The organism is Granulimonas faecalis, assembly GCF_022834715.1.
Taxonomy (GTDB): Bacteria; Actinomycetota; Coriobacteriia; order Coriobacteriales; family Atopobiaceae; genus Granulimonas; species Granulimonas faecalis.
Genome location: NZ_BQKC01000001.1, coordinates 1,178,622 through 1,192,035, shown reverse-complemented (window position 1 = coordinate 1,192,035; position 13,414 = coordinate 1,178,622). Strand labels below are relative to the sequence as shown.

The 13,414-nt window shown below is 71.1% G+C and carries 17 protein-coding genes; 14 read left to right on the top strand and 3 right to left on the bottom strand.

Annotated elements, in window-relative coordinates; all coding sequences use genetic code 11:
• Nucleotides 1-19: 19 nt before the first annotated feature.
• From rplU to rsfS, 8 genes are all read left to right on the top strand, one after another.
• A complete protein-coding gene (gene rplU / locus OR600_RS05415; RefSeq protein ID WP_135977300.1) occupies nucleotides 20-364 on the top strand; it encodes a 50S ribosomal protein L21 in 345 nt (114 codons plus the stop codon).
• A gap of 38 nt (nucleotides 365-402) precedes the next feature.
• Nucleotides 403-657 (top strand): 50S ribosomal protein L27, encoded by a 255-nt coding sequence (gene rpmA / locus OR600_RS05410; protein ID WP_135977301.1) that lies wholly within the window; start codon nucleotides 403-405, stop codon nucleotides 655-657.
• A gap of 84 nt (nucleotides 658-741) precedes the next feature.
• On the top strand, nucleotides 742-2,124 hold the full coding sequence (gene obgE / locus OR600_RS05405) for a GTPase ObgE (RefSeq protein ID WP_135977302.1): 1,383 nt from the start codon (nucleotides 742-744) through the stop codon (nucleotides 2,122-2,124).
• A complete protein-coding gene (gene proB, locus OR600_RS05400) occupies nucleotides 2,121-3,242 on the top strand; it encodes a glutamate 5-kinase (RefSeq protein ID WP_135977303.1) in 1,122 nt (373 codons plus the stop codon). Before obgE ends, proB begins: the two co-directional genes overlap by 4 nt.
• 23 nt (nucleotides 3,243-3,265) lie before the next feature.
• Complete coding sequence (locus OR600_RS05395) at nucleotides 3,266-4,531, top strand: glutamate-5-semialdehyde dehydrogenase (protein WP_265590789.1); 1,266 nt, start codon at nucleotides 3,266-3,268, stop codon at nucleotides 4,529-4,531.
• Nucleotides 4,528-5,223 (top strand): nicotinate-nucleotide adenylyltransferase, encoded by a 696-nt coding sequence (nadD, locus tag OR600_RS05390; protein WP_251173242.1) that lies wholly within the window; start codon nucleotides 4,528-4,530, stop codon nucleotides 5,221-5,223. The genes OR600_RS05395 and nadD overlap by 4 nt, the downstream gene beginning before the upstream one ends.
• Nucleotides 5,220-5,885, top strand: a complete 666-nt coding sequence (gene yqeK, locus OR600_RS05385; RefSeq protein ID WP_204407113.1) for a bis(5'-nucleosyl)-tetraphosphatase (symmetrical) YqeK — start codon at nucleotides 5,220-5,222, stop codon at nucleotides 5,883-5,885. The genes nadD and yqeK overlap by 4 nt, the downstream gene beginning before the upstream one ends.
• Nucleotides 5,882-6,226, top strand: coding sequence for a ribosome silencing factor (gene rsfS / locus OR600_RS05380; protein ID WP_135977305.1), 345 nt, complete (start codon nucleotides 5,882-5,884; stop codon nucleotides 6,224-6,226). The genes yqeK and rsfS overlap by 4 nt, the downstream gene beginning before the upstream one ends.
• A gap of 10 nt (nucleotides 6,227-6,236) precedes the next feature.
• Here rsfS and dinB read toward each other — a convergent pair whose 3' ends face one another.
• The 3 genes from dinB to OR600_RS05365 form a co-directional block, all read right to left on the bottom strand.
• Complete coding sequence (gene dinB, locus OR600_RS05375) at nucleotides 6,237-7,535, bottom strand: DNA polymerase IV (protein WP_265590788.1); 1,299 nt, start codon at nucleotides 7,533-7,535, stop codon at nucleotides 6,237-6,239.
• A 2-nt stretch (nucleotides 7,536-7,537) separates the two neighbouring features.
• Entirely contained in the window at nucleotides 7,538-8,794 is a 1,257-nt protein-coding gene (locus OR600_RS05370) for a sensor histidine kinase (RefSeq protein ID WP_135977307.1), read from the bottom strand.
• Nucleotides 8,795-8,927: 133 nt separating this feature from the next.
• Complete coding sequence (locus tag OR600_RS05365) at nucleotides 8,928-9,602, bottom strand: response regulator transcription factor (protein WP_135977308.1); 675 nt, start codon at nucleotides 9,600-9,602, stop codon at nucleotides 8,928-8,930.
• 322 nt (nucleotides 9,603-9,924) lie between these two features.
• On the opposite strand from OR600_RS05365, the gene rpsP reads away from it, so the two are divergent.
• From rpsP to OR600_RS05335, 6 genes are all read left to right on the top strand, one after another.
• The gene (gene rpsP, locus OR600_RS05360; protein WP_135977309.1) at nucleotides 9,925-10,272 is read left to right on the top strand and encodes a 30S ribosomal protein S16; all 348 of its coding nucleotides are present in this window, start codon (nucleotides 9,925-9,927) and stop codon (nucleotides 10,270-10,272) included.
• Between the two features lies 1 nt (nucleotide 10,273).
• Nucleotides 10,274-10,561, top strand: a complete 288-nt coding sequence (locus OR600_RS05355; protein ID WP_135977310.1) for a KH domain-containing protein — start codon at nucleotides 10,274-10,276, stop codon at nucleotides 10,559-10,561.
• 4 nt (nucleotides 10,562-10,565) lie between these two features.
• A complete protein-coding gene (locus OR600_RS05350) occupies nucleotides 10,566-11,096 on the top strand; it encodes a ribosome maturation factor RimM (protein WP_135977311.1) in 531 nt (176 codons plus the stop codon).
• Complete coding sequence (gene trmD / locus OR600_RS05345; RefSeq protein WP_135977312.1) at nucleotides 11,093-11,824, top strand: tRNA (guanosine(37)-N1)-methyltransferase TrmD; 732 nt, start codon at nucleotides 11,093-11,095, stop codon at nucleotides 11,822-11,824. The genes OR600_RS05350 and trmD overlap by 4 nt, the downstream gene beginning before the upstream one ends.
• 35 nt (nucleotides 11,825-11,859) lie before the next feature.
• Nucleotides 11,860-12,444 (top strand): signal peptidase I, encoded by a 585-nt coding sequence (lepB, locus tag OR600_RS05340; RefSeq protein WP_135977313.1) that lies wholly within the window; start codon nucleotides 11,860-11,862, stop codon nucleotides 12,442-12,444.
• Nucleotides 12,445-12,526: 82 nt separating this feature from the next.
• Nucleotides 12,527-13,414: a glycine--tRNA ligase subunit alpha gene (locus tag OR600_RS05335; protein ID WP_135977314.1), complete on the top strand. Its 888-nt coding sequence runs from the start codon at nucleotides 12,527-12,529 to the stop codon at nucleotides 13,412-13,414.

Below are 13,414 nucleotides of genomic sequence, written 5' to 3'. Positions count from 1 at the left end.
CAATGAAGGGTTCGATCACATGTACGCAATCGTTTCCACAGGTGGCAAGCAGTATAAGGTTGCCAAGGGCGACGTCCTCGACGTCGAGAAGCTCGACGCGCAGCCTGGCGAGCAGGTCCAGCTCGACGTCCTGCTGCTCAACGACGGCGCTGCCACCACCGTCGACCCGGCCGCGCTCGCCGGCCAGAAGGTCACCGCCAAGGTCGTCGACCAGCACAAGGCCCCCAAGGAGATGGTCTTCAAGTTCCACAAGCGCAAGCGTTACCAGCGCACCAAGGGCCACCGCCAGAACCTCACCCGCATCGAGGTCACCGAGATCCCCGGTGAGGCCTCTGCCCCCGAGTCGGCTTCCACCGCCGAGTAGACCAGAACCCGGATTCAAGAGTTAGGCAGGTTTTCACCATGGCACACAAGAAAGGCCTCGGCTCGTCCCGCAACGGCCGCGACTCCAACGCCCAGCGACTCGGCACCAAGATCTTCGGCGGCCAGGCCATCAAGACCGGCCAGATCATCGTGCGCCAGCGCGGCACCCACATCCACCCCGGCGAGAACGTGGGCATCGGCCGCGACGACACCCTGTTCGCCCTCGCCGACGGCGTGGTCGAGTTCACGAAGGGCGCCAAGCACAAGGTGCACGTGCGCCCCGTCGAGGCCTAAGGCCTCGTTCCTCCATCAAGGATCGGTCCGGGACCCCCGTCAACGTCGTCGGGGGTCCTTTCTTTTAGCCAGAAGGAACAAGCCATGCCGCAGTTCACCGACATTTCCCGCATCAACGTGTGCGGAGGCAACGGAGGCGCCGGTTGCATGAGCTTCCGCAGGGAGGCCCATGTCCCCAAGGGAGGGCCCGACGGCGGGGACGGCGGCCACGGCGGCAACGTGGTCCTCGAGTGCGACCCCCAGCTCTCCTCGCTCATCGACTACCGCTACAAGCACCACTTCAGGGCCGAGCGCGGCACCCACGGCCAGGGGGCCCGCAAGCACGGCCGCGACGGCGCCGACCTCGTGCTGCGCGTGCCCATGGGCACCGTGGTCCGCGAGCTCGACCCCGAGACCATGGAGCCCGCGGCCGAGATCTGCGACCTCACCGTCCCCGGCGAGCGCGTCGTCGTGGCGCCGGGCGGCGTCGGCGGCCGCGGCAACATCCACTTCGTCACGTCGGTGCGCCGCGCCCCGGCCTTCGCCGAGAAGGGCGAGCCGGCCCGCGACCACTGGATCGAGCTCGAGATGAAGCTCATGGCCGACGCCGCCCTCGTGGGCATGCCATCCGTGGGCAAGAGCTCCCTCATCGCCCGCATGAGCGCGGCCAGGCCCAAGATCGCCGACTACCCCTTCACGACGCTGGTGCCCAACCTCGGCGTCGTGCGCGCCGGGGACACCTCCTTCGTGGCGGCCGACGTCCCCGGCCTCATCGAGGGCGCGAGCGAGGGGAAGGGCCTCGGCCACGAGTTCCTCCGCCACATCGAGCGCACCGCCCTCATCATGCACGTGGTGGACGTCACCGGCGGCCTCGAGGGCCGCGACCCCGTGCGCGACTACGAGGTCATCAACGAGGAGCTCGCGCGCCACGGCGCCGAGCTCGCCGACCGTCCCCAGGTGGTCGTGGCCAACAAGTCTGACATGCCCGGCACCTCCGAGGCCGTGGAGCGGCTCCGCGAGCGGGCCATGGCCGACGGCCGCCCGTTCTTCGCCGTCTCCGCGGTCACCGGCGCCGGCATCGACGCCCTCGAGCGCGCCGTGGGGGCCATGGTGTCCGACCTCAGGGCCCAGGTCGAGGCCCCGACCGCCGACGCCTCCGAGTTCGAGCGGGTCTGGGAGGCGCGCCGCGAGCGCAACGACCGCGCCATGACCGTGCGCAACCTGGGGGGCGGCGTCTGGGAGGCGTCCGGCGTCAACCTCGAGCGAGCCGTGGTGCAGACCGACTGGGACAACGAGGAGGCCGTGGGCTACCTGCAGCACCGCTTCGACCGTATGGGCTTCGACGCCCTGCTCGCCAAGTCCGGCGTCAGGGCCGGCGACGAGGTGCGCGTCCTCGACTTCGCCTTCACCTACGAGGGAGCGCCGTCCGAGGACGACTTCGCCGAGCTCGACGGGGAGGCCGCCGAGGACGGGGAGGGGGAGTCATGAGGCACTCCGAGGAGCTCGACCGCGTCATCGTGGCCAAGGTGGGCTCGTCCACCCTGGTGGGCCCCGACGGGTCCCTGGACTACGCCTACCTCTCCTCCCTCGTCGACCAGCTCGTGGAGCTCAAGGGGATGGGCTTCCGGCCCGTGCTCGTGTCCTCCGGCGCCGTGGCCGCGGGCATGGAGCGCCTCGGGCTCGCCGAGCGGCCCTCCGACATCCCGGCCCTGCAGGCCTGCGCCTCGGCCGGGCAGGCGGCCCTCACCGAGGTCTATGCCGAGCGGCTCGCCGCCCACGGGTGCCCCTGCGGCCAGGTGCTGCTCACCCGCCGCGACGTCGTGGACCGCCGCGGCTACCTCAACGCGCGGAACACCCTCGACTACCTGCTCGAGCTTGGCGCCGTGCCCGTGGTCAACGAGAACGACACCGTCGCCGCCTACGAGTTCGTCTTCGGCGACAACGACATGCTCGGCGCCATCGTGTCCACCCTCGTGGGTGCCGAGCGCTATGTCATCCTCTCGGACATCGACGGCATGTTCACCGCCGACCCGTCCACCCATCCGGACGCCGAGCTCATCGAGCACGTCGACCGCATCGACGCGGACCTCGTCGCCTGCGCCGGCGGTGCCGGGTCGTCGGTGGGGACGGGCGGCATGGCCGCCAAGCTCCGCGCCGCCCGCGCCCTCCTCGCCGCCGGCATTCCCATGACCATCTGCCACGGGCGCCGGCCCCGCTCCCTCGTGGACGCGGTGCTCGGCCGGGGCAGACGCACGGAGTTCGGCAGCCCCGGGGCGCCGCGGGAGCAGGCCAGGAAGCTCTGGATCGGCATCGCCAACAGGGCGGCCGGCACCGTGGGCGTCGACGCCGGGTGCGCCGACGCCATCCGCAGCCAGGGGGCGTCGCTGCTCCCCGTGGGCGTGCGCTCCGTCTCGGGCACCTTCGACGAGGGCGACGTCGTCTCGGTCGTGGGGCCGGACGGCGCCCTCGTGGCCCGCGGCGTCACGCGCTACTGCTCCGCCGACCTCGCCAAGTCGCGCGGCCTGCCCCTCGACGTGGTGGCCCGCTTCCTGCCCGACAAGGCCGACGTCCCCGCCATCCACCGCGACGAGCTCCTCGTCTTCTAACCCTTCCACCGAGAGGTCCGACCATGACCGAGTCAAACGCCACCCGCTGCGCCAGGGCCGCCAAGGCCGCCGCACCCGCCCTCGCCGCCGCCCCCGCCGAGACCCGCACCGCCGCCATCCTGGCGGCCGCCGCGGCTATCGACGCCGAGGCCGACGCCGTCTGCGAGGCCAACGCCCGCGACATGGCCCGCGGGCGCGAGGCCGGCATGCCCGGCCCGCTGCTAGACCGCCTCCTGCTCGACCGCGACCGCCTCGCCCAGGTGACCTCCGCCATGGCGGAGGTGGCGGCCCAGGAGGACCCGCTCGGCGCCGTCGAGGGGGGCCGCGTGCTCGCGAGCGGCATCTCCCTCACCGAGGTCTCGGTGCCCCTCGGCGTCGTGGCCATCATCTACGAGGCGCGCCCCAACGTGACGGCCGACTCCATCGCCCTCTGCCTGCGCTCGGGCAACGCCTGCGTACTCAGGGGCGGCTCGGCCGCCATGGAGACCTGCGCCGCCATGGCCGCCGCGGCGCGCCGCGGCATCGCCTCGACGGGCCTCTCGCCCGACGTCGTGCGCTACGTGGAGTCCACCGAGCGCTCCTCGTCCGTCGACCTCATGCACGCCACGGGCCTCGTGGATGTGCTCATCCCCCGCGGCGGCGCCTCGCTCATCCGCACCTGCGTGGAGGAGTCCACGGTCCCCGTCATCGAGACCGGCACGGGTAACTGCCACATCTACCTCGATGGGAGCGCCGACGCCGCCATGGCCGAGGCCATCGTCGTCAACGCCAAGACGAGCCGCCCCGGCGTCTGCAATGCGGCGGAGTCGCTCCTCGTGGACCGCGCCGCCGCCGACCGGCTGCTGCCCGGCGTGTGCCGCGCCCTCGCTGAGCGCGGTGTCGCCCTCGTGGGCGACGAGGGGGCGCGCGACGTCTGCCGCGCGGCCGGCATCGAGATGGCCGAGGCCTCCGAGGACGACTGGGGCCGCGAGTACCTCGACCTCGCCATGAGCGTGAGGCTCGTCGACGGCGTCGACGAGGCCGTTGCCCACGTGAACCGCTACGGCACCGGCCACTCCGAGTGCATCGTGACCGAGAGCTACCGCGCGTCCGAGCGCTTCCTCGCCGGCGTGGACGCGGCGGCGGTGTACGTCAACGCGTCCACCCGCTTCACCGACGGCGGCATGTTCGGCCTCGGGGCGGAGATCGGCATCTCCACCCAGAAGCTCCACGTGCGCGGGCCCATGGGCGCCTCGGCGCTCACGTCCACCAAGTACGTCCTCAGGGGCGACGGGCAGGTGCGCGGGTGAGCGCCTGGGAGGGGCTCCCGCGCCTCGGCGACGACCCGGCCCGCACCTACCGGCTCGGCGTGATGGGCGGCACGTTCGACCCCATCCACAACGGGCACCTCGTGGCCGCCGAGCAGGTGGCCGGCGACCTCGACCTCGACGTGGTGCTCTTCATGCCCGCCGGCAGCCCCGCCTTCAAGCAGGACCGGCCCGTGTCGGCTGCGGAGGACCGGTTCGCCATGACGCTGCTCGCCACGGCCGACAACCCCGTCTTCGAGGCCTCGCGCCTCGAGGTGGAGCGGCCCGGCGTCACCTACACCGCCGACACCCTCGAGGAGCTCCGCGCCGCCTACCCGGACAACGTCGAGCTCTTCTTCGTCACCGGCGCCGACGCCATCATCGACATCGTGCACTGGCACGACGCCGCCCGCATCGCGTCCCTCGCCACGCTCGTGGGCGTCACGCGCCCTGGGTACGACCTCGAGCGGGCGCGCCGCGCCATCGAGGCCTCGGGCCTCGGCTTCCAGGTGTTCTACCTCGAGGTTCCCGCCCTCGCCATCAGCTCCTCCTACCTGCGCCGCCGCCGGGCGGCCGGGCAGTCGCTGCGCTACCTCACGCCCGACTCCGTGGTCGGCTACATCGAGAAGCGCGGCCTCTACGGCTGGGAGGCCGTGACGGGGGAGTCCGTCGGCGGCCAGGGGAGGGAGTCGTGAGCGCCGCGCCCGACACCTCGCGCTTCGAGGCCCTGCTCGAGGCGCCCTCGACCCTGTCCGGCGCCCAAGCCCGCACCGTGGAGGGGCTGGAGGCCGACCTCTCCGACCGTCTCGCCCACCGCCCGGGGCGGCTCGCCCACTCGCTGTCCGTGGGCCGCACGGCCGAGGCCCTCGCCACCGCCTACGGCGTCGACACCTTCGACGCCCGGGTGGCCGGCATCCTGCACGACTGGGAGAAGGCGCGCCCCGACGCCGAGCTGGTGGGCCCGGCCGAGGAGGCGGGCATCGACCTCGGCGTGCCCCTGGACCTCGTGCGCCCCCTCATCCACGGCCTGCTTGCCTCCAGGACGCTGCCGGGGCGCTACCCGTGGTTGTCACCGGGGGTGCTCCGCGCCGTGGCGCGCCACACCACGGGGGCCCGGGACATGGCGCCGCTCGACGAGGTGCTCTTCGTTGCCGACGGCATCGAGCCCCTGCGCGGCTCCAAGGGGCCGCTCGACGCCCAGCGCGCCATGGTGGGCGAGGCGACTCTCGACGACCTCTACCGCACCTGCTTCTGCGACGGGGTGGCCTACGTGGTCCAGACCCGCCGCTACCTCTATCCCGGTACCATCGACATCTACAACGAACTCGTCACAGGAAAGGACGCGACCCACCGATGAGCACGCCCCAAGAGATCGCCCGCACGGCCGCCGAGGCCGCCGACTCCAAGAAGGCCCAGGACGTCGCCGTCATCGACGTCACCGGCAAGAGCGACGTGTGCGACTGCATCGTCGTCGCCACCGTCGCCAACAACCCCCAGGCCCACGCCGTCATGGACGCCGTGGAGGAGGCTGTTCGCACCGGGTGCGGCGTCAAGCCGCTCTCCGTGGAGGGCAGGGACGGCATGTCCTGGGTCCTCATCGACTACGGCCCCGTGGTGGTGCACGTCTTCAAGCCCGAGCAGCGCGCCTTCTACCGGATCGAGAACCTCTGGGCCGACGCCCCGCGCATCGAGATCTGAGCCGGCGGCGTCACTTGTTCATGGGCACCGTGTCGCTCGTCTCGTCCTTGAGGCGGAGGTCGCGCCCGTAGGAGACCGCGCCGGCGCCGAACCGCTCCCGCAGCTCGTCGAGGGCCACGCTGAGCTCCCTGCGCCCCTTGGGCGCGGGGGAGCCTCCGTCGCGCCCGTCCCCGTCGCCGCCCAGCATGGCGTCGGGGAAGAGCGTGGGCTGCTCGGGGGCGGCGGCCTCGCCGAAGCGCGAGACGCCCACACCCACGAGCCGTACGGCCACGCCGGGGCGCCACACCTCGTGGAGGAGGTCGAGCGCGGCGCGGCCGAAGACCGACTCGTCGTCGGTGGGAGCCGCCAGCCGGCGCTGGGCCGTGCGGCCGTGCTCGAAGTCGAACCTCAGCTTGAGGGTCACCTCCGACCCCGCGAGCCCCTTGGAGCGCAGGCGGGTGCCCACCTTGGCCGCCACCGAGAGCACGGCCGCCTCCACGTCGGCCGCCTGCGTGAGGTCGCGGGCGAACGTCCGCTCGTTGCTCACCGACTTGGGCTCCTCGGCGTCGTCGGCCGCGCGGACGGGGGAGTGCTCGCGGCCCGCCGCTCGCTCGACAAGGGCGGGCCCCGCCACGCCCAGGAGCCGGGCCATCTCGGCCGGGTCGCCGGCGGCGAGCTCGCCCAGCGTGCGGATGCCGTGGGACAGGAGGGTCCGTTCGGTCGCGGGGCCCACGCCGCTCATGTCGCGCACGGGGAGGTCCCGGAGGAAGAGCGCCTCGGTCCCGGGCGGCACCACCGTGAGGCCGCGGGGCTTCTCCTTGTCCGACGCGATCTTGGCCACGGTCTTGGACGTGGAGAGCCCGATGGAGCACGTCACCCCCAGCGCCGCCACGGCGTCCCGCACCCGGCGGCAGACGGCCACGGGGTGCTCGCGCGAGAAGCGGCCCGGCGTCACGTCGAAGAAAGCCTCGTCGATGGACACCTGCTCCACGAGGGGCGTCTCGGCCAGCAGGATGTCCATCACCCTGCGGCTCATCTCGCGGTAGCGGTCGAACCTCCCGCGGGTCCAGATCGCCTGGGGGCACAGCCGCTGCGCCTGGGCACTCGGCATGGCCGAGTGAACGCCGTAGGCGCGCGCCTCGTAGCTCGCCGTCGACACCACGCCGCGCCTACCGGCACTGCCGCCCACGATGACGGGCCTGCCGCGCCACTCGGGGTGGTCGAGCTGCTCCACGGAGGCGAAGAAGGCGTCGAGGTCCAGTAGGCCCACGGCGGGCCCCTTCCAGGGGATCGCCTCGAGCTCGTGGGGGCGGCCGGCGTCGGGTCCCATGGTCACGCCATGGGCAGCGAGAACGAGAACGTGGTGCCGTCCTCGTCCGTGCTCGTGCACGAGATGGAGCCGTCGTGGCCGTCGACGATGGCCTTGGCGATGGGCAGGCCGAGGCCGAACCCGCCGGTGGCGCGGCTGCGCGCCCTGTCGGTGCGGTAGAAGCGGTCGAAGATGTGCTCGATGTCGGCGGGGGAGAGGGTGTCGCCGTAGTTGCGCACTGAGAAGACGGCCTGGCGCCGCTTGGCGTTCACCTTGAGGGACACGTCCACGGTGTCGCCGCGCGTGGAGTACTTCACGGCGTTGTCGAGCAGGATCTTCACGACCTTCTCGATGAAGCCCGGGTCCGCCTTCACGTGGACGCCGCCCTGGATGTCCTCCGAGATCATGTGGCCGCTCTCGAAGGCCACGACGTCGAACTGCATGGTCATGCCGCTCACGAGCTCGGAGAGGTCGCAGTCCTCCATGTGGTAGACCGACCCTCTGTTGAAGCGGTCCTCGTCGGCGCGGGAGAGCTCGAGGAGGCTCGTGACGAGCTCCTTCATGCGCTCGGCCTCCATATCGGTGGACTCCACCCAGCGGCGGTCGTCCTCAGGGATGCGGTCGAGGTCGCCCTTGAGGATGTGGGTGTTGGCGAGGATGACGGCCAGCGGGGTCTTGAGCTCGTGGGAGGCGTCGGCCGTGAACTGGCGCTGGGCCTCCCAGGAGAGGCGTACGGGCCGCACGATCCAACGGGAGATGTGCCACATGACGAGCGCGATGACCGAGAGGCCCGCCACGCCCACGGCGATGTTCACGTAGAGCTGGTTGGAGAGTGCCTGGCCGATGCCGGTGGTGTTGGCGACGGCGATGCGCTCGCCGGAGGGGGTGGCGCCGCGCTTCCACACGATGTCGAAGTCGGGGAGGTAGCCCGTCTCCCCGTCGGAGGCGTCGCTCGCCGACAGGGCGGCCGAGACGGCCTTGGGGCCGATGATGGCCGCCGTGTCGTTGCCGACGATGCGGCCGGTCTCCCTGTCGATGTCGATCCAGTAGACGGCCATCTGGCCGTAGCCGTGGCGGTCGCCGTCGCCCGAGGCCGCGAGCACGCCGATGTAGGGGCGCATGGGGGTGGTGGTGTCGAGGACGCGGTCGAGCGACGCCATCACGAACTGGCCGAGCTGCTGCTGGGTGGTGGTGTAGGAGACGGCGAAGGCGCCGAAGAGGACCAGGGCGAGCAGGGTCATGGTGAGCACCATGAAGTTGCGTTGGAGCCTCTCGAGCATGGAATCCCTGCGCTTCCCCCGTACGACCGACCGCCCCCATCATAGCGTCTGCAGACCCGGGCCCAAAAGGGGAGGCGCCCCGCACCGGCCGGTGCGGGGCGCCTCGGGTGCGCCGGTCTGGGCTGTACGGGGCCTAGCCGAGCTCCTCCAGGCGGTAGCCGAGCATGCGCAGGGTCGTGATCTGCACCTCGGAGTGCAGGTGGGAAAGTTTCTTGCGCAGGAAGGAGATGTAGGCCTCGGCGGAGTTCTCGCTGGTGTCGCCCTCGGTGCCCCAGATGGAGGCGAGGAGGTCGTGCTTGGAGACCACGCGGCCCGTGGAGCTCATGAGCATGCGCATGACCTCGAACTCCTTCTGGGAGAGGTGCACGTCGCGGCCGTTGCAGCGCAGGTCGTGGGTGTGGAGGTCGAGGGCCAGGTCGCCGAACTTCATCTCGTCGATGGGCACCTCGCCCTTGCGGCGGGAGAGGGCGCGGATGCGGGCGAGCAGCTCGTCGGTGTCGATGGGCTTGGTCATGTAGTCGTCCGCGCCGCAGTCGAGTCCCTCGATCTTGTCGGTGGTGGAGGTCTTGGCGGTCACGATGATGACGGGGGTGGCCACGCCGTCGCGACGCAGCTGGTGCACGACCTCGAAGCCGTCCATCTCGGGGAGCATGACGTCGAGGACCACGACGTCGTACTCGCCGGTCTTCGCGAGCTCGTAGCCGGCCTTGCCGTCGTATGCGGCCTTCGCGTGGCAGCCGTCCTCCGTCAGGACGTGGCACATGGCGTCGTTGAGGTTCTTCTCGTCTTCGACAACCAGGATGTTCATCGCTCCTCCTTGCTCTGGACCCTTGCGCCCGGGAATCACGGTGCGGTCGCACGTGCTTCTTGCTGTGTCTTCAACCGTGTACCCATCATCTGAAAATGAGACACCACGATCGGCGACTTCTTTTCAAGCATCGGGATTCTCACGCATTCGATACAATTCGAGCCACGTCGGTCGGGCTCCCGGGGCCGCACCGTGGGAAAAGTGTGGCGAGCGCCAAAAGCGGGGGTTTCACGCCAGGCCGCCATGTTCTATGATTATCGACGCTTTTGTGTGGTTTGCGCCCCATGGCCCGGCCAGGGCGCATTCGTCTAGAGGAGTCCCATTGGCAGTCAAGATCCGTCTGGCCCGTCACGGTGCCAAGAAGCGCCCGTTCTACCGCGTCGTCGTCGCCGACGAGCGCATGCCCCGCGACGGCCGCTTCATCGAGCAGGTCGGCATCTACAACCCGCTCACCCATCCCCATGTGATCGAGATCGACCTCGACAAGGTCGACGCGTGGATCGCCAAGGGCGCCAAGCCGAGCGACAAGGTCGCCTCCCTCATCGAGATCGTGCGCGAGGGTGACAAGCCCGCGCCCGAGAAGAAGGTCAAGAAGTCCAAGAAGCAGATCGAGAAGGACCGCGTAGCCGCCGAGGAGGCCGCCGCTGCCGCTGCCGAGGACGCCGAGTAGCATGGCCGACACCGAGAGCCAGGACGTCCGGCTGCCCGACGAGATGCCGTCCGACCGCGTCGCCGACCTCGTCGAGCTCGTGGTCTGCGGCCTCGTGGACGACATCGACGCCGTGTCCCTCGATGTGACCGACGCCATGGAGGGCACCCTCATCGAGGTCACCTGCGCCCCCGACGACGCCGGCAAGGTCATCGGCCGCCGCGGCCGCACCATCAAGGCCATCCGCACCCTCGCCCGCGCCCTCGGCGCCCGCGTGGGCACTGCGGTCGACGTCGAGGTGCTGGGCTAGACCCATGGCCTCCCGGTATCGCATCGTCTGCTCCGTCGCCAAGGCGCGCGGGGCCAAGGGGGAGATCGTCTGCGCACCCGTGGACGGTCTTCCCTTTCTTCTGAGGCCCGGCATCACGGTCCACGTCGTGCCGCCCACCCTGCACGGCGCCCGCGTCACCGAGGTCGAGTCGGTCCGCGACGGCGGGTCGGGCCAGGCCGTGCGTCTCGCCGGCGTGGACTCGCTCGGCGCGTCCGAGGAGCTCTGTGGCCGCTACCTGCTCGTGGACGAGGCCGACCTCCCAGAAGACCTCCTCGTCCACGACCCCGCCGCCATCGTGGGCATCGAGGTCGCAGACGCCGCCCGCGGCCCGCTCGGGACCGTCTCCGCGGTAATGCGCGGCCCCGCCAACGACGTCTGGGAGGTCCGCGGCCCCTACGGCGAGCTCCTCGTCCCCGTGGTGGACGGCTTCATCGTCTCGGTGTCGCCCGACCGCGTGGTCATGGAGCTGCCCCGCGGCATCGTGCCCGAGGGAGGGGAGGGGGTGCCGCGATGATCGTGGATGCCGTCTCGGTGGTCCCCGAGGTGTTCGGCCCCTACATGGACGCCTCGATCCTGGGCCGCGCCCGGCGCGCCGGGGTCTTCGAGTTCCGGGCCCACGACCTGCGCCGTTGGACCCACGACCGCCACCGCACCGTGGACGACGCGCCCTTCGGCGGGGGGCCGGGCATGCTCATGAAGCCCGCGCCCGTCTTCGAGTGCGTCCGCGAGCTGGCGGGGGAGGGGGCGGCGCCCCGCACGGTGTTCTTCTCGCCCGCCGGCCGCACCTTCACCGAGGACGTGGCCCGCGAGCTCGCGGCCGAGGAGCGCCTGCTCTTCGTCTGCGGCCGCTACGAGGGCATGGACGAGCGCTGCTACACCCTGGCCGACGACGTGCTCTCTTTGGGCGACTACGTCCTCACGGGCGGGGAGCTCGCCTGCATGGCCGTCACCGACGCCGTGGTGAGGCTGCTCCCCGGCGCCCTCGGCGACGAGCGGTCGGCTCAGGAGGAGTCGTTCTCGGACGGGCTCCTCGAGTACGCCCAGTACACCCGGCCCGCGTCGTTCGAGGGCATGGACGTGCCGGGGGTGCTCCTCTCGGGCGACCACGCCCGGGTGGACGCCTGGCGCAGGCGCGACGCCCTCGTGCGCACCGCCCGCCGACGCCCCGACCTCCTCGCCTCCGCGCCCATCACCGACGAGGAGCGCGCCTTCCTCGTGGAGTCGGGGCTCCTGTCCGGGTAAAGTCGATGGAACGAGTCGAGGTCGAGGAGGCAGCCATGGCAGGTACCGGTTCCGCTGGGAGAAAGGGCCCGTCCCGCCTCCGGGACGTCGTCGAGTGGGTGGCCGTGGTCGCCGTGGCGGTGGCCGTGGCCGTCTTCGTGCGGGCCTACGTCGCCGAGCCCTTCGAGATCCCCACGGAGTCCATGGTCGACACCATCCAGGTGGGCGACCGCGTGCTGGGGGAGAAGGTCAGCTACCTCGGCTCCGGGCCCGCCGCCGGCGACGTCGTCACCTTCCACGACCCCGAGCAGCCCTCCACGACGCTCATCAAGCGCGTCATCGCCACCCCCGGCCAGACCGTCGACATCCGCGACGGTGCCGTCTACGTCGACGGCGAGCGGCTCGACGAGCCCTACACCGGGGGGAAGCCCACCGAGCCCATCGAGGGGCGCCACGCCGCCTTCCTCGACGGCGACGTCTCCTACCCGCTCACCTTAGGGGAGGACGAGTACTGGGTCATGGGCGACAACCGCACCAACTCCCTCGACTCCCGCTACTTCGGGCCCATCCGCCGCGACTCGGTGACCTCCAAGGCCTGGTTCATCTTCTGGCCCCTCAACGACGTGGCGCTCCTGGGCTAGGCGGCTCCCCCTCACCGGCGGTCCCCGAAGGGCTAGTATTGGAAGCCGCCATGACCGCACGCACCCGAGGGGAACGAAGCCTATGCACAAGGACGCACTGACGTTCCAGGCCATGATCCTGGCCCTGGAGCACTACTGGGCCGGTTGCGGCTGCACCGTGATGCAGCCCTACGACTCTGAGGTCGGGGCCGGCACCTTCCACACGGCGACGTTGCTCCGCTCCCTCGGCCCCGCCCCCTGGGCCTGCTGCTACCCGCAGCCCTGCCGCCGCCCCGCCGACGGCCGCTACGGCGAGAACCCCAACCGCATGCAGCACTACTACCAGTTCCAGGTGCTCATCAAGCCCAGCCCCGCCAACGCGCAGGAGCTCTACCTCGGCAGCCTCGAGGCCATCGGCCTCGACCCGGCCAAGCATGACGTGCGCTTCGTCGAGGACGACTGGGAGAGCCCCACGCTGGGCGCCTGGGGCCTCGGCTGGGAGGTGTGGCTCAACGGCATGGAGGTCACGCAGTTCACCTACTTCCAGCAGGTGGGCGGCATCGAGTGCGACCCGGTGCCCGTGGAGATCACCTACGGTCTCGAGCGCATCGCCATGTACGCCCAGGGCGTCGACTCCGTGTACGACCTCGTGTGGAGCTACCTGCCCGACGGCACGCCCATGACCTACGGCGACGTCTTCCTCGAGAACGAGCGCGAGTTCTCCGCCTACAACTTCGAGGTCGCCGACGTCCCCATGATGCGCCAGAAGTTCGACGACTACGAGCGCGAGTGCCGCCGCTGCCTCGAGGCCGGGCTGCCGCTCCCGGGCTACGACTGCGTGCTCAAGTGCAGCCACGCCTTCAACCTGCTCGACAGCCGCGGCGCCCTGTCCGCCACCGAGCGCACCAACTACATCCTGCGCGTCCGCACCCTCGCCAAGGCGGCGTGCGAGTGCTACCTCGCCTGCGTGGCCTCCAAGGAGGTTGAGTAA

Bases quoted from the DNA above. Each gene is read 5' to 3' on its own strand.
- rplU (WP_135977300.1), top strand. From the start codon at position 20: ATGTACGCAATCGTTTCCACAGGTGGCAAGCAGTATAAGGTTGCCAAG.
- rpmA (WP_135977301.1), top strand. From the start codon at position 403: ATGGCACACAAGAAAGGCCTCGGCTCGTCCCGCAACGGCCGCGACTCC.
- obgE (WP_135977302.1), top strand. From the start codon at position 742: ATGCCGCAGTTCACCGACATTTCCCGCATCAACGTGTGCGGAGGCAAC.
- proB (WP_135977303.1), top strand. From the start codon at position 2,121: ATGAGGCACTCCGAGGAGCTCGACCGCGTCATCGTGGCCAAGGTGGGC.
- OR600_RS05395 (WP_265590789.1), top strand. From the start codon at position 3,266: ATGACCGAGTCAAACGCCACCCGCTGCGCCAGGGCCGCCAAGGCCGCC.
- rsfS (WP_135977305.1), top strand. From the start codon at position 5,882: ATGAGCACGCCCCAAGAGATCGCCCGCACGGCCGCCGAGGCCGCCGAC.
- dinB (WP_265590788.1), bottom strand. From the start codon at position 7,535: ATGGGACCCGACGCCGGCCGCCCCCACGAGCTCGAGGCGATCCCCTGG.
- OR600_RS05370 (WP_135977307.1), bottom strand. From the start codon at position 8,794: ATGCTCGAGAGGCTCCAACGCAACTTCATGGTGCTCACCATGACCCTG.
- OR600_RS05365 (WP_135977308.1), bottom strand. From the start codon at position 9,602: ATGAACATCCTGGTTGTCGAAGACGAGAAGAACCTCAACGACGCCATG.
- OR600_RS05355 (WP_135977310.1), top strand. From the start codon at position 10,274: ATGGCCGACACCGAGAGCCAGGACGTCCGGCTGCCCGACGAGATGCCG.
- OR600_RS05350 (WP_135977311.1), top strand. From the start codon at position 10,566: ATGGCCTCCCGGTATCGCATCGTCTGCTCCGTCGCCAAGGCGCGCGGG.
- trmD (WP_135977312.1), top strand. From the start codon at position 11,093: ATGATCGTGGATGCCGTCTCGGTGGTCCCCGAGGTGTTCGGCCCCTAC.
- lepB (WP_135977313.1), top strand. From the start codon at position 11,860: ATGGCAGGTACCGGTTCCGCTGGGAGAAAGGGCCCGTCCCGCCTCCGG.
- OR600_RS05335 (WP_135977314.1), top strand. From the start codon at position 12,527: ATGCACAAGGACGCACTGACGTTCCAGGCCATGATCCTGGCCCTGGAG.